Source organism: Hymenobacter amundsenii (assembly GCF_002204745.1).
GTDB classification, from domain to species: Bacteria; Bacteroidota; Bacteroidia; order Cytophagales; family Hymenobacteraceae; genus Hymenobacter; species Hymenobacter amundsenii.
Genome location: NZ_NIRR01000014.1, coordinates 1 through 23,164, shown reverse-complemented (window position 1 = coordinate 23,164; position 23,164 = coordinate 1). Strand labels below are relative to the sequence as shown.

The 23,164-nt window shown below is 63.2% G+C and carries 17 protein-coding genes; 11 read left to right on the top strand and 6 right to left on the bottom strand.

Features of this window, described 5'->3' with window-relative positions:
- Positions 1-64: 64 nt before the first annotated feature.
- Complete coding sequence (locus tag CDA63_RS10050) at positions 65-913, bottom strand: hypothetical protein (protein WP_088464326.1); 849 nt, start codon at positions 911-913, stop codon at positions 65-67.
- Between the two features lie 229 nt (positions 914-1,142).
- On the opposite strand from CDA63_RS10050, the gene CDA63_RS10045 reads away from it, so the two are divergent.
- The 6 genes from CDA63_RS10045 to CDA63_RS21345 all read left to right on the top strand — a co-directional run bounded on the left by CDA63_RS10045 (position 1,143) and on the right by CDA63_RS21345 (position 5,877).
- Complete coding sequence (locus tag CDA63_RS10045; protein ID WP_088464325.1) at positions 1,143-1,553, top strand: hypothetical protein; 411 nt, start codon at positions 1,143-1,145, stop codon at positions 1,551-1,553.
- A gap of 81 nt (positions 1,554-1,634) precedes the next feature.
- Positions 1,635-1,895, top strand: a complete 261-nt coding sequence (locus CDA63_RS10040; protein ID WP_088464324.1) for a hypothetical protein — start codon at positions 1,635-1,637, stop codon at positions 1,893-1,895.
- Between the two features lie 142 nt (positions 1,896-2,037).
- Positions 2,038-2,658, top strand: coding sequence for a M15 family metallopeptidase (locus CDA63_RS10035; protein ID WP_088464323.1), 621 nt, complete (start codon positions 2,038-2,040; stop codon positions 2,656-2,658).
- 52 nt (positions 2,659-2,710) lie between these two features.
- Positions 2,711-3,997: a serine hydrolase gene (locus CDA63_RS10030; protein ID WP_126546807.1), complete on the top strand. Its 1,287-nt coding sequence runs from the start codon at positions 2,711-2,713 to the stop codon at positions 3,995-3,997.
- A gap of 81 nt (positions 3,998-4,078) precedes the next feature.
- On the top strand, positions 4,079-5,578 hold the full coding sequence (locus tag CDA63_RS10025; RefSeq protein WP_242434636.1) for a glycoside hydrolase family 10 protein: 1,500 nt from the start codon (positions 4,079-4,081) through the stop codon (positions 5,576-5,578).
- Between the two features lie 104 nt (positions 5,579-5,682).
- Positions 5,683-5,877, top strand: a complete 195-nt coding sequence (locus CDA63_RS21345; protein WP_242434635.1) for a hypothetical protein — start codon at positions 5,683-5,685, stop codon at positions 5,875-5,877.
- A 167-nt stretch (positions 5,878-6,044) separates the two neighbouring features.
- Here the strand turns inward: CDA63_RS21345 and CDA63_RS10020 are convergent, their stop codons facing one another.
- From CDA63_RS10020 to CDA63_RS10010, 3 genes are read right to left on the bottom strand one after another with little or no spacing between them, the layout of a single operon-like run.
- Positions 6,045-7,331 (bottom strand): hypothetical protein, encoded by a 1,287-nt coding sequence (locus CDA63_RS10020; protein WP_088464321.1) that lies wholly within the window; start codon positions 7,329-7,331, stop codon positions 6,045-6,047.
- Between the two features lie 51 nt (positions 7,332-7,382).
- Positions 7,383-8,972, bottom strand: coding sequence for a SusD/RagB family nutrient-binding outer membrane lipoprotein (locus CDA63_RS10015; RefSeq protein ID WP_088464320.1), 1,590 nt, complete (start codon positions 8,970-8,972; stop codon positions 7,383-7,385).
- Between the two features lie 33 nt (positions 8,973-9,005).
- The gene (locus tag CDA63_RS10010) at positions 9,006-12,161 is read right to left on the bottom strand and encodes a SusC/RagA family TonB-linked outer membrane protein (RefSeq protein ID WP_088464319.1); all 3,156 of its coding nucleotides are present in this window, start codon (positions 12,159-12,161) and stop codon (positions 9,006-9,008) included.
- 309 nt (positions 12,162-12,470) lie between these two features.
- On the opposite strand from CDA63_RS10010, the gene nagB reads away from it, so the two are divergent.
- The 5 genes from nagB to CDA63_RS09985 all read left to right on the top strand — a co-directional run bounded on the left by nagB (position 12,471) and on the right by CDA63_RS09985 (position 20,944).
- Positions 12,471-14,384 carry a glucosamine-6-phosphate deaminase gene (gene nagB, locus CDA63_RS10005; RefSeq protein WP_088464318.1) on the top strand — a complete coding sequence of 638 codons (1,914 nt, stop codon included), beginning with the start codon at positions 12,471-12,473 and terminating at the stop codon, positions 14,382-14,384.
- A gap of 161 nt (positions 14,385-14,545) precedes the next feature.
- Complete coding sequence (locus CDA63_RS10000; protein ID WP_088464317.1) at positions 14,546-17,737, top strand: SusC/RagA family TonB-linked outer membrane protein; 3,192 nt, start codon at positions 14,546-14,548, stop codon at positions 17,735-17,737.
- Between the two features lie 12 nt (positions 17,738-17,749).
- Positions 17,750-19,048: a RagB/SusD family nutrient uptake outer membrane protein gene (locus tag CDA63_RS09995; protein ID WP_088464316.1), complete on the top strand. Its 1,299-nt coding sequence runs from the start codon at positions 17,750-17,752 to the stop codon at positions 19,046-19,048.
- A gap of 50 nt (positions 19,049-19,098) precedes the next feature.
- A complete protein-coding gene (locus CDA63_RS09990; RefSeq protein WP_088464315.1) occupies positions 19,099-20,277 on the top strand; it encodes an acyltransferase family protein in 1,179 nt (392 codons plus the stop codon).
- Positions 20,278-20,419: 142 nt separating this feature from the next.
- A complete protein-coding gene (locus CDA63_RS09985; protein ID WP_165768256.1) occupies positions 20,420-20,944 on the top strand; it encodes a DUF2059 domain-containing protein in 525 nt (174 codons plus the stop codon).
- Positions 20,945-21,070: 126 nt separating this feature from the next.
- Here the strand turns inward: CDA63_RS09985 and CDA63_RS09980 are convergent, their stop codons facing one another.
- Together CDA63_RS09980 and CDA63_RS09975 are read right to left on the bottom strand one after the other, a co-directional pair.
- Entirely contained in the window at positions 21,071-22,699 is a 1,629-nt protein-coding gene (locus CDA63_RS09980; protein ID WP_165768255.1) for a 3-(methylthio)propionyl-CoA ligase, read from the bottom strand.
- Between the two features lie 160 nt (positions 22,700-22,859).
- Positions 22,860-23,164: transposase (locus CDA63_RS09975; RefSeq protein ID WP_165768254.1), on the bottom strand; the 305-nt coding region annotated here is incomplete at its 5' end.

Sequence of the window (23,164 nt, the reverse complement as noted above, 5' to 3'; positions counted from 1 at the left end):
TTCACAAACCCTGCCAGCCCCCACCGCCTGCCAGAGTTGCCGAACGGCCCGGGGCGGCTGCGGCTTAGAGTTCGGTGATGTTGCCCTTCATCGGAGCGCGTTTGCTGGGCTGACCCAGCAGTTCGTTCCCAATATCGGCGGCCTCGAAGTCGCCCCGTTTTTGGTCGCGGTCGGAGTACACTTCGCCGAAACGTTCATAGCGGGTCTTAAAGTTTTCGAGTACGATGCGCCTTAGCGTTAGGCCCTGCTGCATGAGCGTAAGCCGGTCTTCCATAGTGGGCGTAAGGTGTTGGTTATATGCTTTCGCGCCCATGAACCAGTCGATGCGCTCTAGGGCAATGGTTACCTGGCCTGGAAACACTGCCGTAACCGAATCGCCCAGGGCCTGGGCCGTGAGGTAGGCGGCCGTATTTTCGGCCAGCCAGTAGCGGCGGGCCATGCGGGCGTAGCGGCCGGCGGCTGTAGTGTCGGCCCGGTCGGCGGCGGGTAGCAGGCGGCGCGTTTGGGCCACCTGCCCGGCGGCTTTCTGCTCAAAATCGGGTAGTTGGTGGGCCTTAACCGCTTCGAGCACGATAGGCTCCTGGCGAGCCGGCGCGGTGGGGGTGGTAGTGGGCGTGTCGCGAAGGCTCCACCAGCCCAGGCCGGCCAGGGCTACCAGCCCGGCCGCCGCCGCTGGCCACCAGCGTCGCCCGCTCGCCGGCTCATCGGCCTGGTAAGCCACGTCGGCGGCGGCATCCGGGGCATTAGCCGCAGTCGCGACGGAATCGGGGATGAGCGCACCGCGCCGCCGCAATTCGCGCCCGGCTTCGGCCACTACCGCCTCGTGGTATAGCTCCGGGTGCTGGGTCAGATATTGAAGCTGGGCGGTAGTTTTTTCCAGGAACGAATCGGGGCTGGCAGCGGGGCTCGACATAGGATAAGGAGGCAGCGGATAAGGCGAAAACGACTCCAAATTGGGGAAAATGCCCGAATTTCCAATCGCCTTTTGTCAACGCCAACGCTGTGGGGCGCGTATAACCAAGCAGTAGCGGCCGGATAGCCACCGCTCTATCACCCCTTTATTTTCCATTGCCAAAGTGCGCTTTCGGGTGGCGCTGTGGCCAACGCATCATCTTTTTTTCATTTTAACCAATCCCTTTTTTATGGCAACTGATAAGAACATTCCTAACGAAGAACTTGAAAACGAACACAACCGCACCCAGCAGCAGGTTGCCAATAGTGGCAATAATGCACCCCGCCCCGAGAACGTGGGTGGTGTAAGCGTGCAGCAGCAGGGGGGCAAGTCGCTCACCTCTTCGCCCGATAGCGAGGGTACCCACGGCGGCAACCGGGGTGGCTCGCACGATGGCGGCCCCCAAAGCGCCCAGGGCAGCAGCAACCGCGGCGGCCAGCCCGGAGCCGATCAGAAGAATGACGGCGGCGGTGCCGACCAGGAGCGGGCCGACCAGACGAAGAACACCACAGCTTATAACACAGAGTACACCAATGCCCGCTCGGCCTCCAGCTCGGCCAATGATGGCGGCAAAATGGGCGACGCTGATAACCCCGCCTAAACCAGTTCTCCGGCCCTGCGCGTGTCCGTATTTTACACGAATGCGGGTAGGACCGGCTTCTTTTCCTCAAATCTCTACTCCATGAATAACTCTCCTGAGAAAGATAAGAACGCCGGCGCGGCTGCCCTCGTTGCCGATGGCGCGGCCTCGGCCGCCCAGCAAACCGATTCGGCCGAGCAGGCCGGTAGCAACCCTGAAGCAGCAATTCCGGAAAGCACCCAGGAACACATGGGCGACGGCTCGGGCATCCGGGGTGGCTACGGCGACAGCGACCAGACCAACGGCCTGGAAGGTGGCCCGACGAACCCCGAATCATCCCGCTCCGACAAAAAGGCCGAATAACTTTCGCTCTACCCCAATTAAACCGCCCGGCCAACAAGTGGCTGGGCGGTTTGTTATGAGCCTGTTTCAATAACCATTTCCTCCGTTTCGCGTACGTCCTCGGGTCCGTTGCTGAGCCAATGGTTGAGCTTCATCATTGATTATGGCCGCCGAACCCTCCGCATTTTCCATCACAACTTCTGCCGCCGAATATCGCCGATACTTACTCGGCAACGCAGAGGGAGAAATGCTCGATGTGGCCAAGCTGATTCCGGGCCTGGTGCTTGATCTACGCTTTGCTACCGCCCAAACGTTGCTGGGCCGCCCCCTTTATGCCCGGGCGCGGGCCCTGTTGCGCCGCCCCGTGGCCGAAGCTTTACAGCGCGTGCAGGCAACGCTCAGCGGCTGGGGCCTCGGGCTGTGCCTGTATGATGCCTACCATCCTTACAGCCTCACCACCGAGCTCATGTGCCCGCCCGATAAGCTGGTAGACCCGCCCTGGAGCCATTTGCCCCATACGCGGGGTTGCGCCGTAGGCGTAGGCTTGATCGAACTGGCCAGCCAACGCCCGCTGCCGCTACCTACCGATTTCCACGAGTACCAGCCCGCTACTCACTCCGGCTACGGCCAGCTCCCCGCCCACGTGCTCTTCAACCGCAGCATGCTGCTGGCCGCCATGAAGCAGCAGGGCTTTGCTAATTATCCCGGCGAGTGGTGGCACTATGCCCACCAGCGCTGGGCCGATTTTAGCCCGCTGGATATTTCGTTTGAGGAGTTAGGATAAGGTGGATTCGGAATAGGCGGGTATTACCTTGGTGTTCGTGTTCGAACTGGTTATGAAGCGTTGGTCCCTATTTCGGCTTGTTTTCCTGCTGGCCTTAGGTGGCGCATTACCGGGGCGGGCCCAGAGTCGGGCCAAGCACTGGGACGGCCCCGGCAACCCCCTTAAACGGCTGTTGCGCACCGATTCGGCCCGGTTTGGGTCCGTGCTCCGGCACCCCGACGCCTACCGCGTACAGATCCTCTATACCCGCATCCGGCGCGACGCCCGGGGGCGGCCCCACTTCCGGCGCTATGGCTACCGGCTTCGGCCGCGTGAGTACTTCTATCCGGCCAGCACCGTGAAGCTGCCTACGGCGGTAGTAGCGTTGGCCAAGCTCCGGGGCCTGCGCCCGGCCGGCCCCGATTCGCTGACCCGCGAAACACCCCTGCGCATCGACTCGGCCTTCGCCGGCCAGACGCCGGTGCTAGTGGACCGCAGTGCTCCGCTGCGGCAGCCAACCATCGGTAATTATATCCGCAAGGTGTTGCTGGTGAGCGATAATGATGCCTTCAACCGCCTCTACGAATTCGTGGGCCAAGGCCCGCTCAACGATCAACTGCGCCAACATGGGCTGGGCCGTACCCGCATCATCCACCGGCTGGCGGTGGGCGACGCCGAGCCGGCTTCCCGCCACACCAATCCTTTTGCTTTTTTCGCCGATACCACAGCCCGGGAGCCGTTCTACCACCAGCCGGCCGCCTTTAATGCTGGTCCGCTGCCCCGGTTGCGGGCCACTGGCTACCGCCTGGGGCGGGCCCATCTGGCCGGCGGACAACGCGTGGCGGAGCCCCTCGACTTCAGCGCTAAAAACGCCTTCCCGCTCTCCGATCAGCAGCGGGTACTGCGGGCTATCCTGTTTCCGGCAGCCGTGCCCCGCCGCCAGCGTTTTGGGGCGCTCCGCCCCGCCGACTACGCCTTTCTGCGCCAGTACCTGTGGCTTCCCCCCGGCCAGAGTAATTTTCCGCGCTACGACCCGGTCGCTTACCCCGGCGCCTACGCCAAGTTTTTGCTCGCGGGCGGGGCAGGCCAACTGCCGGCCGGTGTGCGCAGCTACAATAAAATTGGGCAGGCCTACGGCTTTCTGATTGATAACGCCTACCTCACCAACGAGGCCGCGGGGGTCGAGTTCCTGCTTAGCGCGGTGGTGTATGTGAATGCCAATGGCGTGCTCAACGACGACCAGTATGAATACGACACGGTGGGCCTGCCGTTTCTGCGGGAGCTGGGACAGGCCGTGTACGAGCAGGAACTGGCCCGGGCCAGCCGCCGCAGCCGCCGCGCTTCGCCGGTCCGGCCCTGAGCGGCCTTGAGCCGCCCTGTTTGGGCTCCCCGCCCCGATTCCGTAACTTGCCCTCGCTTTTCGTTTTTAGTTGCGTTTCTGATGGTGCGAGTGCTGGCTGCCGGCCGCTGGGTAGGAGTATTACTGGGGTTGCTGATGGGGCTGCAAGCAGCCTGGGCTCAATCGGGGGAAGCGCCACCCAAGCGGGAGCTGCGGGGCGTCTGGATTGCCACGGTCGAGAATATCGACTGGCCCAGCAGCCGCAACCTGAGCCCCGAGCAGCAGCGCCGCGAGTACCGCCGGATGCTCGATAACCACCAGCGCAGCGGTATCAACGCGGTATTTGTGCAGGTGCGGCCCGCCTCCGACGCCTTTTATAAGAGCGAACTGGAGCCCTGGAGCAAGTGGCTGACCGGCACCCAAGGCCAGGCCCCCACGCCTTACTACGACCCGCTGCCATTTCTCATTGAGGAAGCCCACGACCGGGGTATGGAGTTTCATGCCTGGTTCAACCCCTACCGGGCCACGATGGACACGCTCAGCCGTCGGCTGGCGGCCAGCCATCCCTACCGCCGCCACCCCGAGTGGTTTATCCGCTTCGGTGGCAAGCTGCTGTATAACCCCGGCCTGCCCGAAGTGCGCCAGTACATCAACCGCGTCATTCTGGATGTGGTGAGCCGTTACGACATCGACGGGGTGCATTTCGACGATTATTTTTACCCCTATCCGGAGGCCAGGCAGGTGATCCATGACGAGGAGGCCTACGCCCGCTACAACCCCGATGGCCTGAAACTGGCCGACTGGCGGCGCCAGAACGTGAACCTGCTCATCCGCGACCTGCACGACTCGATCCGGCAGGCCAAGCGCTGGGTGAAGTTCGGCATCTCGCCTTTCGGCGTGTGGCGCAACCAGAACACCGACCCCAACGGCTCCGACACCCGCGCCTTCGAGGGCTACGATGGCCTGTACGCCGATGCGCTGGAATGGACCCGCCAGGGCTGGGTCGATTATGTGCTGCCGCAGCTGTATTGGAGCACCGGCTTCAAAGTGGCCCGTTACCCGGTGCTGGTAGAATGGTGGGCCCGCAACGCCAACAACCGCCACGTATATATCGGGCAGGGCGCTTATCGGATGCTCGAAAACACCCGCTCCGATACCATCTGGCGCAACCCCCGCGAGCTGCCCCGGCAGGTGCGCCTGAACCGTACGTTCCCAGCCGAAATTCAGGGCAGCGTGTTCTTTAGCTCGAAATCGTTGATGGCCAACGCCCTGCACACCACCGATTCGCTGCGCCAGCACGAGTTCCGCTACCCGGCCCTGGTGCCCGTGATGCCCTGGCTCGATGCCGTGCCGCCGCTGCCACCCCAGCGCCTCACGCTCACCGCCACCCGGTCGGCCAATGTACTCACCTGGCAGCCCGCCCCGCCCGCCCCCGATGGCGACCAGGCGGCCTACTATGCCCTCTACCGCTTCACGCCCGAGCAAACGCCCCGCCCCGACGACCCGCGCAACCTGCTAGCCCTAGTGCGTCCCCGCGCAGGTTACGGCCTGGCCTTTACTGATACCACCGGCCGCCCGGCGAAGCCTACGCCTACTACCTGACCGCCTTCGACCGCCTGCACAACGAGAGCCGCCCAGTTTGGGTGCGCACCACCGGCCGCGCCGCCGAAATCATCGTGGCCCAAGCCCCGTCAGAGCCAGAACCTATGCCGGCTCCTACAACCCCAGCCGCCCCGGTTCCGGCTGCTGCTGCCGAACCGGCTCCGGTAGCAGCGGCCCGGTCCGCTACCCGCCCGGCCGCCACTCGCCCCGCCGCCGCCCAGGCTCCCACCAAAGTCAAGGTGAAAACCAAGACCAAGAAGCGTAAAGGCTTCTTCGAGCGGTTGTTCGGGGGACGGTAAGCAGGAAGGCTAGCGGTCAGGTAGCCGATAATCAGCATAAAAAAGGAACGTCATTCAGAGCGAAGCGAAGAATCTCGCGTGCTAATCGTTGAAGTAATCTTCAATGACAGCATGCGAGATTCTTCGCTTCGCTCTGGATGACGTTCTTTAGCTAACAGCTAACACAACTACAGCGCCTTCACGGCCAGCGTCACCACTACATCGGTAGCGGAAGTGCGGTTGAGGCCCGTGACGGTGAATATGGCGTACTGATCGAGGCCCCGCAGGCGGATGATGTAGACGCTGCCCACGGCCACGTTATCGAGGGTGGTAAGCTGGGCCGAACTGGCGGCCGTGAGGTAACTCTGGCGGATGCTGTTGAGCGTGGCCGCGTTGTAGGCCGCTGCCGTGGAGGCCACGAACCGGCTGGTGTTCAACGTCTGGAGGCGCACTGTGTTGGTGGCGGTACTGGTGATGGCCACGTCCTTACTGGTAGCCGGGCCGGCAGCCGGCACGGTAGTAAAGGTCGTCAGGTCGAAGGCGGCCAGGTCGCCGCCGGTGGGGCCGGTGTAGGTGAGCGTGACGGCGCGGGCCGTGGCCAGGGCCGTGGGCGTACCGGGCGTGATGGCGGGGGCCGTTACCGTGGCCATCCGGATGCTGGGGGCCAGCGGCGGGATGCGGTCCTGGTAGCGGGTTTTGGCCTCGAATCGGAACACCACGGGCTGGCCGCTGCTGCCGGCGGGTAGCGTTAAATCGACGTTTACAGTGGTGGCGGCCCCGCTCTGGGTACCAGCCACCGGCACGCGCTGGCGGGCAAAACGCCGCTCGGCGGCCGTGCCCACCTTCACGTAGGTAATCAGGCTGTCGAGGTCTTTGCGCAGAATGCCGGCTGAGGTGATGGCCGAGGCCGACGTGATGCTGCCTTCGTTGAGTACCACCGGGAAGCGTACTACGTCGCCGGGCACGGGCGTGGCCCCGGCGGGGGCCGTGACGTTGGTGGCCGCATTCAGGCGGATGGTCGGGTCGGGCTCAGCAAGGCGGAAGCTGAAGTTGCGGGTTTTGGTCTGCCCGTTGGTGCTCACCACCACGGCATCAACCCGCACATTGGCCTTGTTGGCCCCGGCCGGCACCGTGTAATTCACCACCAACGTATCCGACTGCCGGATGCGCGAGAAGGCCGGTTTGTAGGCAATAGTCTGCACCAACACCGAGTCGCGGGCGGGCTCTATTTTTTGCAGAATGCGGATTTCCCGGATCGGGTCGGTCTGCTGGGCAAAGCGCAGCTCGAACTGCACGATTTCGCCGGTAGCGTACTTGCTGGCCGTGCCCAGGGCGTTGGCCGTGAAGGTAGGATACTGCGCCCCGGTTTCGGTGTAGTACGTATCAAGCTCCTTGTCGCAGCTGCTCAGCAGCAACAGGCCGCCCAGGGCGGGCAGGAGCCGGGCCGTCGCCCGAATAAAGGTGGTCAGAATCATAGGGAATTTCAGGAAAAATAGCCAGAAGAAAGATGCTAGCAAGCCGTTGGCTCAGGGCCGGTCCCACCACAGCGGCTTGCCTACGTAGTCGTCGTTGGTGGTGGCCCCGGCTTCGGCAAACATGCGAGCAACCTCCTCGGGGTTGTAGAGGGTTTCGGTGGCGCCGGGCAGCAGGCGGCGCGGGAAGCGCAGCGCCGGGTCGGGGTTGGCCGATAGGGCCGGGTTCACGCTTGTGCCGGTAGGGTACTGGAAGTTCACGTACACAGCCGGGCTGAAATCGTAGCGTCGCAGATCCGACCACGATTCCGGATTCAGGAACATGGCAATGTACTTCTGCTCCATAATGGCCCGGGGCAGCGCCGGGTTGCCGGGCGCGGAAAGCTGCTCCGGCGTCTGGGCCACGGCCGCGCTGGCCAAGTAGGCCGTAATCTGGGCCGGCGTGATGACGGGGAACGTAACGGCTGGCGAAGCAAACGTGCCGCCCACTCCAATTTTGGCCATGTGCGCCCGAATGCCTTCTTTGTAGGCCGTCAGGGCGCGGGTTTTGTTGCCGGCCCGGAAAGCGGCTTCGGCCTCAATAAACTTGAGCTCGTGGTAGGTGATGACCTCGAAGTAACCCAGGTCGCGGGCGTACCAGCTGGCGTAGAAATCGGTGATGGTCGTGCCCGGCGTAAGGTTGGTGCCGGTAGGCGTGCCCGCGCCGGGGGCCGCGCCCGTGCTGGTAGTAGGCGCCATAATACCGAAGCGCGGGTCCGTGACGCCCGCAAACGTGGTGCCGTTCAGGTACTGGATGATGTTGTTCGAGAACGTGGCCCCGCCGAAGTTGGCGCGGGTGGTGCCGAAGATGTTAGTGGTGTTCGAGAGCGGGGCTACGGCCGTCTGGAACTGCAGTTGGGCGTCATCGGCGGTGGCTTTAAAGCCCTTGTCTACCAGGGCCAGCACGGCAGCGGGGTCGTAGCTGGCCTTTTTGGTGAGGTGGTTGAGCTGCCGGGCCTTAAGCGAATTGGCCAGCCGGATCCATTTGCCGGTGTCGCCTTTGTAGAGAATATCACCACTCTCGCTGGGCGAGGTGCTGTAAAAGGCTCGCGTGTTCTGGCTGGGGTCCTTGCTCATCTCGGCAATGCCCTCGTCGAGCAGCTGGTTGATGGTGGCGTAGAGCTGCTCCTGCGAGTCGTACTTGGGCTTGTAGTTGGCGCCGCCCTGGTAGGCCTCCGAGTAGGGCACGTCGCCCATCATATCGGTGAGGTGGGCCAGAATCAGGGCCTGCATGATTTTGCCCGCGCCCACGTAGTACACCGAGCCCTCGGCCTGGGCCGCCTTGATCATGGGCGGAATGTTGCCGCCCGACTGAAAGTAGGAGTAGTTGAACGTGTTGGTGCTCTGGGCATTGGTGAAGCGGTACTGGTCGTTGCCGCCGCTGTTAACGGTGCGGCTCACGATATACTGCTCGATGTAGGGCGTGCGCAGGCTCGTGAACATCTGGGTCTGGATGCCGTTGCTGATGATGCTGGGCAGCAGGAAGTTGGGCGTAGCCTCCGAGGGGTTGTTGGGGTTGTCGTTGACGTCGAGAAAACTCTCGCAGGAGCTCAGTGCCCCGGTTCCGCCCGCGAGCAGCCCAAGAAACAAAAGATATTTTTTCATAACAGAAAGTCGGGAAGAAGTAAGAAAGGCGACCTAGAAAGTCACGCGCAGGCCCATGTCCACGCCGCGGGTGGCGGGCACGTTGCCGTAGTCGAAGCCGTTGGAGCCGCCGCCACGCACGCCCGAGCCAGCCGCCGCCGTTTCGGGGTCGGCGCCGCTGTAGTTGGTTAGCAGCACGAGGTTGCGGCCGGTTACGCTGAGCTCCAGGCCTTTGAGTACGTGGGTGCGCTCCAGCAGCGAGGCCGGCAGGCTGTAGCTGAGCGTGAGGTAGCGCAGGCGGCTCCAGGAAGCATCCTCAATGAACGGCGTGCCCACCGCGGCCAGAATGGTCTGGTAGTAGCCTTGAGTCAGCTCGACGGGGCGGGCGTTGGGCGTGTAGGTGCCGTCGGTGTTGGCCGTCACCCCATCAAACACCACCTGCTTGTAGCGGTCGGCGGTCCGGATGCCGGTACCGACGTTGGTGGCGTACAGGTCGTTGCCATTCACCACCTTGCCGCCCACCCGGAAATCGAGCAGCGCACTCAGCGAAAGGGCTTTGTAGGTGAACGTGTTGGTGAGTTGGGTGGTGAAGCGCGGGGCGCGGTTGCCGGCGTACATAAACGTGTTGCCCGGAATGGGGTAGCCGGTGGTGGGGTTGATGAGCAGCTTGCCAAAATCGGCGCTGTTGCGGTCGGTTACGCGCTGAAAATCATAGGCCCCGATGCCCGTAATGGGCCGGCCCAAGAAGGCGCCGCCCTGGTGTACGGCGGTAATAAAGGCATCCGACTGGAACACCACCGTGAGCGGCGAGGGCAGCGACTCGGTGCGGTTGGTGTTGTGGTAGAAGTTAGCCAGCACGTCCCAGGTAAAGCCCGAGGCGGTGCGAACCGGCGTGCCGTTGAGCGTAATTTCCTGGCCTTCGTTGGTGACCACGCCGCCGTTGATGTACTGCAGAATAAAGCCCGTGGCCTGGCTCACGCGGGGCGCAATCAGCTGGTCTTTGGTGCGCGAGAAATAGTAGTTGACATCGAGGCCGAGGCGGTTTTTGAGGAACTGCAGGTTGATGCCCGCCTCGTAAGAGCGGGTGCGCTCGGGCTTCAGAATTGGGTTCGAGCCGAAGAAGTCGTTGCGGAAGCCCCCCCCGATGTAGGTGTTGCTCGTGAGCGGCGAGAGCACCCGGTAGGGGCCCGTGTCGCGGCCCACTTCGGCCACCGACGCCCGGATTTTGCCGTAGTTCAGAATGTTGCTTTGGTCGAGGCCCAGCGTGCGGGTAAACTCGTAGCCAGCCGCCACCGAGCCGTAGCCGAAGCCCTTACCAAACACTTTGCCTTCATCGGGCCGCGGCAGCGTCGACGACTTATCGTAGCGGCCCTGCAACTCCAGCGTCACCTGCTCCAGCACCGACACGCTCAGGCGGGCAAAATTGCCCACCAGCCGGCGCGTGCTTATCCGTTGCAGGGCGTTGCGGTTCACCGTGTTGTTGATGCTGATAAAGGTCGGGTTCTGAAAAATCAGGCCCGTGTAGTCCACCGCTTCGTCGCGGCTCTGCTCAATGGTGTTGCCCAAAATCAGCGAACCGCGTAAGGCGGGGCTGAACGTGTGCTCCATGGAGGCCAGGGTGGTCGCCGTAATGAGGCGGTTCAGGTCCACGGTTTCGGCAATGCCGCCGTTCTGGTTGCTGGCCTGCGAGGTGCCCACGGCCCGCACCGAAGTCGAGTGGGTATTGGAAATGTCCGTCCCGATGTTGTGGCTCAACGTCAGGAAGGGTAGCACCTTGAAGCTGAGCTGGGTGTTGCCCAGAAAGCGGTTCGTGCGGTCGGTTTGGGGGTTGTAGATGGCCGACCAGTAGGGGTTGTCGGCGTCGGCGTCGATGCCGTTGTTGGGCGGCAGCAGGCGGCGGCGGGTGCCGTCGGCATTCAGGTAGTTGCGGGCGTCGTCGTTGCGGGGCCAGTTGAGCAGGCTCAGCAAAAATCCGCCCGACGAGCTGCCGGCCGTGGTCAGCAAACCCGGGCCCTGCAACGTGCGCCGCCCGCCCGAGTTCAGGTACTGGGCCGAGCCCGTGACGTTGAACTTGGTTGATAGTTGGGCGTTGCCGGAAAGGCGCACCGTGGTTTTGTCGTACTTGTTTTCGGGCGTTACGCCGCTCTGGTCGAGCCGCGAGGCCGACACGAAGAAGGTGGCTTTCTCCGAGCCGCCCGACATGTTCAGGAAGTTCTGGTAGGTGTAGCCCTTGTCGAAGAAATTGCCCAGGTTGTCGTACTGGGCCTGGCCGGCCCCGAAGCGCGGCCCCCAGGAGTTGCGGGTGGTGGCATCGAACACTCCGCCCGAGCCCTGCTGGTACTCGTGCTGAAGTTTGGGTAGGCGGTTCACCTCATCCACCGAAACCTGGGTGCGGTAGTTGAGCGTGGTGCGGCCGGCGGTGCCTTTTTTGGTCGTGATGACAATGGCTCCGTTGGCGGCGCGCAGCCCGTAGAGGGCCGCGGCGCTGGCGCCCTTCAGCACCGTAATGCTGGCAATGTCCTCGGGGTTGAGGTCGCCGGCGCGGTTGGGCGTGCCCACCGAGCGGCCCAGCAGCCCGTTGAACTGCGAGCCCCCGCCCGGAGCCGTGCTCTCCTGAAACGAGGAGTTGTCCATGATCATGCCGTCAATCACGAACAGCGGTTGGTTGTCGCCATCGAGCGAGGTGCCGCCCCGGATAACGATGGCCGAACCCTCGCCCGGCGCCCCACCCGACGACGTGATGTTGACGCCCGCCACTTTGCCCTGCAGGGCGTTCACCACGTTGGTCTGCCGCGAATCGATAATGTCCTTGGCCTTCACTTCCTGCACCGCCGTCACCAAATCGCGGCGGTCCTGGGCAATGTTGTAGCCGGTAATCACCACGTCGTTGAGGGCCGTGGTATTCTCTTTCAGAATGATATCGATCGTGCTGTCGTCGCCGATTGCCCGCTCTTGGGTGGTGAAGCCTATGAAACTAAAGCTGAGCGTACTGCCCGGAGCCGCCTGCAACGAGTAGCGGCCCTCGCTGTCGGTGGTAGCGCCGTTGGTGGTACCCTTCACGAGCACCGTTACGCCGGGCAGCGGCGAGCGGTCGACGGCCGCCGTTACGACGCCCGTAATGGGGCGGAGTTGCGGTGCCTGGGCCTGAGCCCGGCTTACCGGGGCGAGCAGCATGCCCAGCACCGGCCATGACCAGTAGATTTTTTTCATAAGAAAAATAAAAGGGTAGGAGAGAACAGAATCTGCTGGTTGGTGCGGCGTAGTGGCCTTTATGCTGGCCGGCAGCGTGGTGAAAGGGCGCTGGTGCGTAACAGAGAGAATGTATATGGCCCGACGTGGCCAGATTTCGCGGGCCGACACCAACAGAAAAAACGGGGCTGCATACTACGAAAAAACGTTGATAAACTTGTCTTGAAGTCTGGGGCTGGCTGCGGTACAAATTCACTTTTGAATGCTGGCCGCAAAATGCCAAATTTCCCGGGCCGTCGCCGACGGTTCTTCCACCACTTACTCCGCGCCATGCCCACTGCCGCCCCCCGCGTCCCCGTCCGCATTTTCCCCGACTCCGAACTGGCCTCCGCGCAGGTGGCCCGCGAGTTGGCCGACTTCATCCGCGAGCGGGCCGCCGCGGGCCGGATGGCCGTGCTGGGGCTGGCCACCGGCTCGTCGCCGACCCGCGTGTACGAGGAGCTCGTGCGCCTGCACCAGCAGGAGGGGCTTAGCTTTCAGAACGTCGTCAGCTTCAACCTCGACGAGTACTACCCCATGGCCCCCGACTCGCTGCAGAGCTATGTGCGCTTCATGCACGAGTACCTGTTCGACCACGTGGATATCCGCCCCGAAAACATCCACATTCCCGATGGTACCGTGCTGCCTGAACAGGTAGCTGACTACTGCCGCGACTACGAGGCGCAGATAGTGGCCGCTGGGGGCATCGACTGGCAACTGCTGGGCATCGGGCGCACGGGCCACATCGGCTTCAACGAGCCCGGTTCGGGGGCCGGCTCGCGCACCCGCCTCATCACCCTCGACCACATCACGCGCACCGATGCAGCCTCTGATTTTTACGGCGAGGAAAACGTGCCCCGCCGGGCCCTCACGATGGGCGTGGGTACTATTCTCGAAGCCCGCCACGTGGTGCTGCTGGCCTGGGGCGAAGGCAAGGCCGCCGTGGTGAAACGCCTGGTGGAAGGCGAGCCCACCGACACCGTGCCGGCTACCTACCTGCAGCACCACCCGGCCGTGCAAGTGGTGCTCGACGAGGCCGCCGCCGCCGAGCTCAGCCCCCGCAAAACGCCCTGGCTGGCCGGCGAAACCTGCGACTGGCAGCAGCCGGCCCTCGTGCGCAAGGCCGTAACCTGGCTGGCCCGGCTGGTAGAAAAGCCTATCCTCAAGCTGCTCGACGAAGACTACAACGAAAATGGCCTCTCGGAACTATTGGCCGAATCGGAAGGGCAGGCTTACGCCATCAATATCCGGGTTTTCAACGAGCTCCAACATACCATTACCGGCTGGCCCGGCGGCAAGCCCAACGCCGACGACACTTTCCGCCCCGAGCGGGCCGCGCCCTTCCCCAAGCGGGTGCTTATCTTCTCGCCCCACCCCGACGACGACGTGATTTCGATGGGCGGCACCCTGCTGCGCCTCGTCGACCAGGGCCACGAAGTGCACGTGGCCTACCAGACCTCGGGCAACATTGCCGTGTTCGATGAGGAAGTTGTGCGCTTCGCCGAGTTCGTGGCCGATTATGATGAGCTGTTTCGGTTCGATGACCAGCCCGCCGAAAATCTCTACCAGCGGGTGGCCGACTTCCTCAAAACCAAGCAGCCCGGTCAGGTCGATTCGGCGGAAGTCCAGCAGATCAAGGGCCTCATCCGGCGTGGGGAGGCCAAGAGCGCCCTGCGCTACGCCGGCCTCGACCCCGACATCCGCGCCCACTTCCAGGAGCTGCCCTTCTACGAAACCGGCCGGGTGCGCAAAAAACCCCTGGGCGAGGAGGATATCCGCTTGACGGTGGAACTGCTGGAGAAGCTGCGGCCTCACCAGATTTTCGCGGCCGGCGACCTGAGCGACCCCCACGGCACCCACCGCGTGTGCCTGGCCGCCATCATGCAGGCGGTAGCGCAGCTGCGCACGCAAGGGGCCGACTGGCTGGCCGACTGCCGGGTGTGGCTCTACCGCGGGGCCTGGCAGGAGTGGGACATCGACCAGATTGAAATGGCTGTACCGCTAAGCCCTCAGGAGCTCACGCGCAAGCGCCGGGCCATTTTCAAGCACCAAAGCCAGAAGGACCGCCCCCTGTTTCCGGGGGCCGACCAGCGCGAGTTCTGGCAGCGCGCCGAGGCCCGCAACCGCACCACCGCCCGCCTCTACGACCAACTTGGCCTACCCGAGTACGAGGGCATCGAGGCGTTTGTGGAGTGGCATTTCTGAGCCGTGGCGCTATGAGGGTGGCGCAACCCAGGTTTGGGCGGCTGACAACTGCAGGAAGGAAAAGCCGGACCATCGGGCAAAATCTTATATTGGTCGGGAGGTACCGCCGGTTTACAGTGCCGGAGCCTCCCGTTCTTCGTCCACTCCCAATTCCCACTCCTATGCTCAAACACTACTTCTTGCCCGGGCGGCTGCTGCTGCTCGGTGGGCTGGCCACGTTGCCATTGGTGGCGGCCCGGGCCCAGGCCAGCCAGCCGTACGCGTTGCAGGGCCGGGTAACCGACGAGCGGGGCCAGCCCCTGCCGGGCGTAACGGTGCTGCTGGCCGGCACCACCCTCGGCACCGCCACCGACGCCGAGGGCAACTACCAGTTGGCCGTCAGCCAGCCCCCTGGTCCATACCGGCTCACGCTGTCGGCCATTGGCTTCAAAACCGAAACGCGCGCCATTACGCTCGGCACCAGCGCCGCGGTGGTTACCAACGTCACGCTCAACTCGGCTAGCCAGTCGCTCGACAATGTGGTGGTTATTGGTTCGACGGTGAGCGTGAACCGGCGGGAGCTGGGCAACGCCATTACCACCATCGACGGCGCCGAGCTGCAGAAAACGGGTACCGGCCAGGTGCTCAACGCTTTGCAGGGCAAGATTGCCGGGGCCCAGGTAACCCAGAACTCGGGCGACCCCTCGGGCTCCATGTCCATCAAGCTGCGCGGTATTACCTCGCTATCAGGTTCCTCCGACCCGCTCTATGTGATTGACGGGGTAATTGTGAGCAACCAGAGCACCAACGTGTCGCAGCTGGCGCTGAGCAACGATGTGGGCGTGGCCAACCCCGGCCAGAACCGCTTGGCCGACGTCAACCCCAACGATATCGAGAGCCTGAACGTGCTGAATGGGGCCGCTGCTGCCGCCATATACGGGTCGCGGGCCTCCAACGGCGTTGTTATTATTACCACCAAGCGCGGGAAGTCGGGTGCCCCGCGGGTGTCGGCCTATACCAGTTTTCAGCTTAACGAGCTGCGCAAGTCGGTGCCGGTGAACACCTACGGCAAGCAGTTTGGCTTCGAGGGGCTGCGGCTGTACCCGATTGCGGGCGTATCGGCGGCGCAGACGACGGCCAACCCTGGCACCACGACCATCCCGATTACGCGAGCCGGCACCACGACCCAGCTGGCCAGCAACCTCGTGGATGTGCAGCGCTACGACTACTTCAAGGAGATATTCCGCACCGCCTACGGTACCGATAATGGGGTGTCGATTTCGGGCGGCTCCGAACGGACGCAGTACTTCGTGTCGGCGGGCTACCTCAATAACGAGGGCATTATCAAGGACACCAACTTCAAGCGCTACAACCTGCGAGCCCGGGTAGACCAGCGCCTGACCAACTGGGCCAAGATTTCGGCCGGGGTGAGCTACATCAACAGTTCGGCCAGCGAGAAGGCTAACGGCAACGTTTTCTACAGCCCCATCAACGCCATCAACATCACCAACAACATCTACGATATCACCCGGCGCGATGCCAACGGCAACCTGCTGGCCGTCGAGCCCACCCGCGTCAATCCGCTCTCGACCATCGAGGACATGCAGTTCACCCAGCAAACCAACCGCACCATCTCCGACGTTCAGGTGAACCTGACCCCGTTCAAGAACTTCTCGCTCGATTACATTCTGGGCGTTGATGCCTACTCGCAGGTGGGGCAGGGCTACATCCGGCCCTATCCGTACCAGGCCCAGGCCGGCCTGCCGGCGGCGCGTTATCCCAACGGCTTTGCTTCCGACGCCAACAACACCGAAATCAACCTCAACTCCGACATCAACCTCGGCTACGAGTATGATTTCTCGGAGGATTTCAAGCTGAATCTACGGGCCGGCTACAGCTACCAGTTCCGGCGCAACAGCCTGGCCGCCCAGCAGGGCCAGAACTTGGCTCCGTTCATCACCACCATCCGGGGCGCGGCGGCCAGCACCGTCACGGCCGACTACTCACTCGACCGCTCCGATTTGAGCGGTTACTACGGGCAGGCCACCATCGGCTACCGCAACCTGGCCTTCCTGACCGGCGCCATCCGCCGCGACCGGTCGTCGCGGTTCTCCAGCTCCGAAACCAATCAGTACTACCCTAAAGTAAGCGGCTCATTAGTCGTATCGGATATCGACGTGTGGAAGAACGCGGGCTTTGCCACGGCCTTCAACTCGCTGAAACTGCGGGCCAGCTACGGCGATGCCGGCAACCTGAACGGCATCGGCCCCTATGACCGGTTCTACCAGTTCAGCCCGGTCACGTTTCCGCGCAATGCCCTGGTGCCGGGTACCACCCTGGCCAACCCCAACGTGCGGCCCGAACGCCTAAGTGAGCTCGAAGGCGGGGCCGACCTGGGTTTCCTGAGCGACCGGCTGGGCCTGAGCGTCACGGTGTATCGCCAGAAAATTACCGACTTAGTGGTGCGCCGCAACTTGGCCCCCACCACTGGTGGCTCCTCGATTGTGAACAACGTGGGCACCATGGAAAACAAGGGCCTGGAAGTGTTGCTGACCGGGACGCCAGTGCGCACCACCGACTTTACCTGGGATGTGTCGCTGGTGTTCAGTCGCAACCGCAACAAGGTGCTGAGTTTGCCTGGCTCCGACGGCAACGCCCAAGCCATTACCATCGCCAACTCGGCCGGAGCCCCGGTGTATCTGCTTCAGGGCCAGCCGGCGGGCGTATTCTACGGCTCAACCTATGCCCGCAACCCCGATGGCTCGCTGCTGCTCACGCCCCAGGGTTTCCCGCAGGATGAGCGCACCAGCAACCAGGCCGTGGGCTCGGTGAGCTACGTGCCCGCCCGCGGGTCCGATGGCCAGCCCAGCTACGCCCCCGGCACGGCCGTGGCCCAAACCATTATCGGCAACCCCAACCCCGACTGGACCGGCTCGGCCAGCACCAGCCTCACCTACAAGAAGCTGAGTTTGCGGGTGCTGTTTGATGCGGTACAGGGCGTAGACGTGTTTAATGCTGACAAGCGCACCCGCCAGGGCGTGGGCCTGGGCGACTTGGCCGAGCAGGAGTTGCGGGGTGAGATTCCCCGGGGCTACATTTTCTCCATCTACAACACCCAGCAGTTCCGCATTGATGACGGCTCGTTCGTCAAGCTGCGCGAGCTGGGCCTGAGCTACGGTTTACCCACGTTCACGAAGTACATCAGCGCCCTCGATTTGTCGCTGATCGGGCGCAACCTCTACTCGTGGGATAAATACAACGGCTTCGACCCCGAAACCAGCGCCGGCGGCTCGTCGGACCTGCTGCGGGCCGTCGATTTCGGCAACGTGCCTATTCCGCGCTCCTATCAGATTCGCCTCGCGGCCACCTTCTAGCCTTCGCTTCCCATGAAAAAGATACTGCTGTTTTTCGCCGCCGCTAGCCTCGGGCTCGGCAGCTGCGACCAGGAATACCTCAACCCTAGCACCGTCAGCCAAGACCAGGCGGTGAGCTCAGCCGATGGCCTGATTCTGCTCAGCAACGGCCTGCAGGCCCGCTACACTACCGGCGGCCTCGTGAGCGTGCTCTACAATAAAGTGGCCGCGGGCGGCCTGAGCACCCGTGAGTTAACGGTGCTCAACGTGGGCAACATCGACGAGTTCAACGTAAGCACGGGCGGCGCCAGCGTAGTGAACGACAACGCCGTAGTGCGCAACCTCTGGACCCAGTCGCAGCTGGTGCGGGCCAACGCCGACCTGATTCTGGCCAACGCCACCAATGCCGTTGATCCGGGCACCCGGAGCGGCATCGTGGCCTATGCCAGCATTTTCCGGGGCCTGGCCCTGGGCACCATTACCCAGTTTTTCGAGCAGACCCCGCTGGTAACGGGCGACAATGCCGCCTTCGTGCCCCGGCAGGAGGCCTTGCGTAGTGCCGTTACCCAGCTCGAAGCGGCGGCCACCCAGCTGGCGGCCACGCCCGTATCGGCCGCCTTTACCAGCCGAATTATTCCTGGCATCGATCTGGCCAACACTATCCAAGCCCTCATTGCCCGCTACAGCCTCGAACTGGGCGACTATGATAAGGCCCTGGCTGCCGCTGGCCGGGTGAATTTGAGTAGCAAGTCGGTGTTCAACTTCGACGACAACGCCCGCAACCCATTGTATGACGTAGTGTTTGGCAACCGCAATATTTTCGAGCCCACCAACACGAGCCTGGGCCTGAGCGGGGCGCTGGCTCCCAACACGGCCGACAAGCGAATACCGTTTCTGGTACGGGCTGCCCCCACGGCTACCCAGAACCGCGGCCTGGGCTTTTACACGGCCAACGGAGCCCCCATTCCGGTATACGTGCCCGGCGAAATGCTGCTGATCAGGGCCGAAGCCTACGCCCGCAAAGGAGAAGTGGCCAACGCCGTGACGGAGCTTAACAAGGTGCTCACCAAGCAGCCGGCCGCCGACCCCTTTGGCCTCGGTGCCGACCTGCCCGCCTACGCCGGCCCGCTGACGGCCGACGCCGTGCTACTCGAAATCCTGCGCAACCGCTCCGTGGAGCTGGCTTTCCAGGGTTTCCGGCTCAGCGACAGTCGGCGCTTCGGGCGGCCTGGCCCAGGCCAATCGGGGGCTGAACGTAACCGCAATTTCTATCCCTACCCACGGGTCGAGCGCGAAAACAACAGCAACACCCCCGCCGACCCGGCTAATTAATCCCGGCTTAGCCCTTGCTTTCGTTCATCCAGCTACACCAGCTAATAGTGATGCAGAAAACTACTCAGGCTGCCCTCGAAACCACTGGCGCGGTGCCGCTGGCCGAAGCATCCCAGCCCGGCCGCCTCATCAGCCTCGACGTGTTTCGGGGCCTCACGGTAGCAGCCATGATTCTGGTGAACAACCCCGGCGACTGGGGCCACATCTATGCGCCCCTGGAGCACGCCGAATGGCACGGCTGCACGCCCACCGACCTGATTTTTCCGTTTTTCCTGTTCATCGTGGGCGTGAGCATCACGTATGCCCTGGGCTCGGCGAAGCGAGACCCCGCGCGCCATGCGGCCCTGCTGGGGCGGGTGGCGCGCCGGGCAGCGGTGCTGTTTGGGTTGGGGCTGTTGATGGCGCTGCAGCCTAAGTTCGACTTTGCTCACCTGCGGGTGCTGGGCGTGTTACCGCGCATTGCGCTGGTATTTCTGGCCTGCGGGGTAGTGTTCGTGAAAACGGGCTGGCGCACCCAGCTGGGGCTATTGGCGGCGCTGCTGGTTGGTTATAATGTGCTGCTGCAACTGGTGCCCGTGCCCGGTTTCGGCCCGGCCAACCTGGAGCCCGCCACCAACCTCGGCGCCTGGCTCGACCGCACGGTGCTGGGCGAAAATCACCTCTGGGTGCAAAGCAAAACCTGGGACCCCGAGGGCCTGCTGGGCACCCTGCCGGCCATCGGGACCGGGTTGCTGGGGCTGCTGGCGGGCCAGTGGCTGCGCCGGCCCCGGCCCGATGCGGCCAGCCGGGTGGTGTGGCTGCTGCTGGCCAGCGGGGCGGCCATCGGGCTGGGCCTCGTCTGGAACCTGTGGTTTCCCATCAACAAAAGCCTCTGGACCAGTTCCTACGTGCTCTACACCGGCGGGCTGGCCGGTGCCACGCTGGCGGCGCTCTACTGGCTCTGCGACGTGCAGGGTTGGCGCGGCTGGATCACTCGTTTCGGCACCGTGTACGGCGTAAATGCCATCACCGTGTTCTTTCTCTCGGGCGTTATTGCGCGCTGGCTGAATATGTTGATGGTGCCTACTGCCTCGGGCGAAACCCCGGCCAAAAACTGGCTCTACGAGCGGCTGTTCGCGTCGTGGCTCAGTCCCATCAACGCGTCGTTTGCCGGGGCGCTGGCCTGCGTACTGATCTGGTACGCGGTGCTCTGGCTGATGTACCGGCGCAATATCATTGTCAAAGTCTGACTACGGATTGGCGCGGATTTCAATGAATTTAACTCCGCTGTCTTTCGGTTCACGGATTTTGTAGGCGGTTCCTGGGATGATTGGGTTGGAGGCAGACGGTGTCAGCGGGCCGAAAAACAGCAATATTTCGTACCTCTGCCGGATGAAACGACTCTTTCTGCTGCTGGCCGCTGCCGTGGTGCTGGCCCTACCCCCGGCTTCGGCCCAGACGACAACGACTCCGGCTGCTGCTCCGGCTACTACTGCCACTGCTGTTCCGCTCTCGGCCGGGCACCGCAAAGCGGCCGAGGCGTTGCTGGCTGCGACCAACTCCGAGCAGAACCTGACGCTGACCGTGGATCGGATGCTAGCCGGGCAAATCGAGCAGAACCCCGGTATGAAGTCCGTGGAGCCCGAAATGCGCGCCTACCTCACCAAATACATGAGTTGGGCCGCTCTCAAAAACGAGATGGTGGAGCTCTACGCCAGCGCCTTCACCGAAAAGGAACTTAAGGAATTAACGAAGTTCTACCTGACTCCCATCGGCCGCAAAACCATCGAGCAACTACCGCAGCTAACCGTTGCTGGCATGGAAATCGGGCAGCGCCGCATGCAGGAGCACTTGCCCGAGTTGCAGCAAGCCATTGCCGAGAAGATGAAAAACCAGACCCCCGGAGCAGAGCAGTAGGAGGTTGGTGAAAAGGCTGCCATCCCGAGCAGCACGAAGGCCCTACGGAGAAGCTAACTTCTATCGATTAGCTTCTCCGTAGGGCCTTCGTGCTGCTCGGGATGGCATGATGCTTAATCCCTCATTTCAGTCTCCCCAGGCATACCCCGCGAACGTCTGGCGAATTTTGGTTTTAAGCAGCTTGCCGGTAGCCGTATGGGGCAATTCGTCCACGAATTCCACAGCTTCGGGCGTCCACCACTTGGCTATTTTGCCCTCGTAGAACGCCAGCAGCTCGTCGGCGCTGACCTCGTGGCCGGCCCGGCGCACAATTACCAGCAATGGCCGCTCGCTCCATTTGGGGTGGGGCAGGCCAATAACGGCGGCTTCGGCCACGGCCGGGTGGCCCACGGCCAGGTTTTCCAGCTCGATGCTCGAAATCCACTCCCCACCCGACTTGATAACGTCCTTCGAGCGGTCGGTGATTTGCATGAAGCCGGCCGGGTCGATGGTGGCTACATCGCCGGTGCCGAACCAGCCGTCGGCGGTTAGGTCGCCGGGCGCGTCGGCCCCAAAGTACTCTGCCACCACCCAGGGGCCGCGCACGAGCAGGTCGCCGAAGGCCACCCCATCGTGGGGTAGTGCCCGCCCTTCGCCGTCCACGATCTTCATATCAACCCCAAAAATAACCCGGCCCTGCTTGGTCTTGAGGGCGAACTGCTCTTCTGAGCTCAGGCTCAGCTGCTGGGGCTTAAGGGTGCAGACGGTGCCCAGGGGCGAGGTTTCCGTCATGCCCCAGGCGTGGCGAATCTGTACGTTCAGCTCCTTGTCAAACGCCCTGAACAAGGCCGGCGGGCAGGCCGCGCCACCCACCACCGTCTGGCGCAGAGTGCTAAACTGCAGCTGCTTCTCGCGCATGAATGTTAGCAACCCGAGCCAGATGGTAGGCACCCCGGCCGAGAACGTCACGCCTTCCTGCTCGAACAGCTCGTAGAGGCTGGCCGCATCCAGGCCCGGCCCGGGCAGCACCAGTTTGCAGCCCAGCATGGGCGCTAGGTACGGAATGCCCCAGGCGTTGACGTGGAACATGGGCACGACGGGCAGAATTACGTCCTGGGATGAGCAGTTGAAGCAGTCGGGCAGCGCGGCGGCGAAACTGTGCAGCAGCGTGGAGCGGTGGGAGTAGAGTACGCCCTTTGGCTCGGCGGTAGTACCGGAGGTGTAGCAGAGCGAGGAGGCCGTGTTCTCATCGAACACCGGCCACTGGTAGTCGGCGTTTTCGGCGGCTACCAGGTCTTCGTAGCAGTGCAGGTTGGGAAGGGCAGTGCTTTCGGGCATGTGGGCCCGGTCGCTCATCAGCACCCAGGCTTCTACGCCGGGGCAGTGCGCCGCCAGCTTTTCCACCAGGGGCAGAAAGGTAAGGTCGAAGAACACGGCCCGGTCCTGGGCGTGGCCAATGATGTAAACAATCTGCTCGGGAAACAGGCGCGGGTTAATGGTGTGGCACACCGCCCCCGAGCCCGACACGGCGTAGTAGAGTTCCAGGTGGCGGTGGGTATTCCAGGCCAGCGTACCTACCCGGTCGCCGTTGGCAATTCCCAGGCGAGCCAGAGCATTGGCCAACTGCCGGCTGCGGCGGCCCAAATCGACGTAGGTGTAGCGGTGAATGAGGCCCTCGGGCAAGCGGCTCACGATCTCGGTATCGGCGTGCCACTTCTCGGCGTGTTCCAGCAGCCCCGCGATGCGCAGGGGCTCGTTCATCATCAATCCTAGCATGAGAGGCTTCTTTGGTGGGAGCCTTTAAGCTAAGGGTTTTCCGGTGGAGGAGCATAGAACAGGGGGCCGCGGGTCGCCGCGCTGTTCAAGAAGGACTCTGCGACCCGCGACGTTTTCTTCGGCGGGCTTCAGCGGAAACGGCAGTAGTCACTAGAGCCTGTTATGGACTAGTGGCTCGGAAAACGCCTTTTGCCAGCAAGAGTGTCGCAAAGGCCAGGAAGTGAAATTGCTGCATGGTCAGGGCTAGGCGTTCGTAGTCGCGGGCCAGGCGTCGGAAACGAGCGGCCCAGCCGAAGCTGCGCTCGACCACCCAGCGGCGGGGCAGCAGCACAAAGCCGGTCTGGCCTGCTGGCTTAGCAATTACCTGTAAGTCAATGTCATGCACGGCTGCGGCGTACGCGGCGTCTTCGCCCGTGTAGCCCTGATCTACATACGCCACCTCTACCTTTTGGCCCGTGACCTGCT

Coding starts and splice junctions, on each gene's coding strand:
- nagB (WP_088464318.1), top strand. CDS start 12,471: ATGCCCACTGCCGCCCCCCGCGTCCCCGTCCGCATTTTCCCCGACTCC.
- CDA63_RS10020 (WP_088464321.1), bottom strand. CDS start 7,331: ATGATTCTGACCACCTTTATTCGGGCGACGGCCCGGCTCCTGCCCGCC.
- CDA63_RS21345 (WP_242434635.1), top strand. CDS start 5,683: ATGCCGGCTCCTACAACCCCAGCCGCCCCGGTTCCGGCTGCTGCTGCC.
- CDA63_RS10030 (WP_126546807.1), top strand. CDS start 2,711: ATGAAGCGTTGGTCCCTATTTCGGCTTGTTTTCCTGCTGGCCTTAGGT.
- CDA63_RS09985 (WP_165768256.1), top strand. CDS start 20,420: ATGAAACGACTCTTTCTGCTGCTGGCCGCTGCCGTGGTGCTGGCCCTA.
- CDA63_RS10050 (WP_088464326.1), bottom strand. CDS start 913: ATGTCGAGCCCCGCTGCCAGCCCCGATTCGTTCCTGGAAAAAACTACC.
- CDA63_RS10015 (WP_088464320.1), bottom strand. CDS start 8,972: ATGAAAAAATATCTTTTGTTTCTTGGGCTGCTCGCGGGCGGAACCGGG.
- CDA63_RS10025 (WP_242434636.1), top strand. CDS start 4,079: ATGGTGCGAGTGCTGGCTGCCGGCCGCTGGGTAGGAGTATTACTGGGG.
- CDA63_RS09995 (WP_088464316.1), top strand. CDS start 17,750: ATGAAAAAGATACTGCTGTTTTTCGCCGCCGCTAGCCTCGGGCTCGGC.
- CDA63_RS09990 (WP_088464315.1), top strand. CDS start 19,099: ATGCAGAAAACTACTCAGGCTGCCCTCGAAACCACTGGCGCGGTGCCG.
- CDA63_RS10000 (WP_088464317.1), top strand. CDS start 14,546: ATGCTCAAACACTACTTCTTGCCCGGGCGGCTGCTGCTGCTCGGTGGG.
- CDA63_RS10045 (WP_088464325.1), top strand. CDS start 1,143: ATGGCAACTGATAAGAACATTCCTAACGAAGAACTTGAAAACGAACAC.
- CDA63_RS10040 (WP_088464324.1), top strand. CDS start 1,635: ATGAATAACTCTCCTGAGAAAGATAAGAACGCCGGCGCGGCTGCCCTC.
- CDA63_RS09980 (WP_165768255.1), bottom strand. CDS start 22,699: ATGCTAGGATTGATGATGAACGAGCCCCTGCGCATCGCGGGGCTGCTG.
- CDA63_RS10010 (WP_088464319.1), bottom strand. CDS start 12,161: ATGAAAAAAATCTACTGGTCATGGCCGGTGCTGGGCATGCTGCTCGCC.
- CDA63_RS10035 (WP_088464323.1), top strand. CDS start 2,038: ATGGCCGCCGAACCCTCCGCATTTTCCATCACAACTTCTGCCGCCGAA.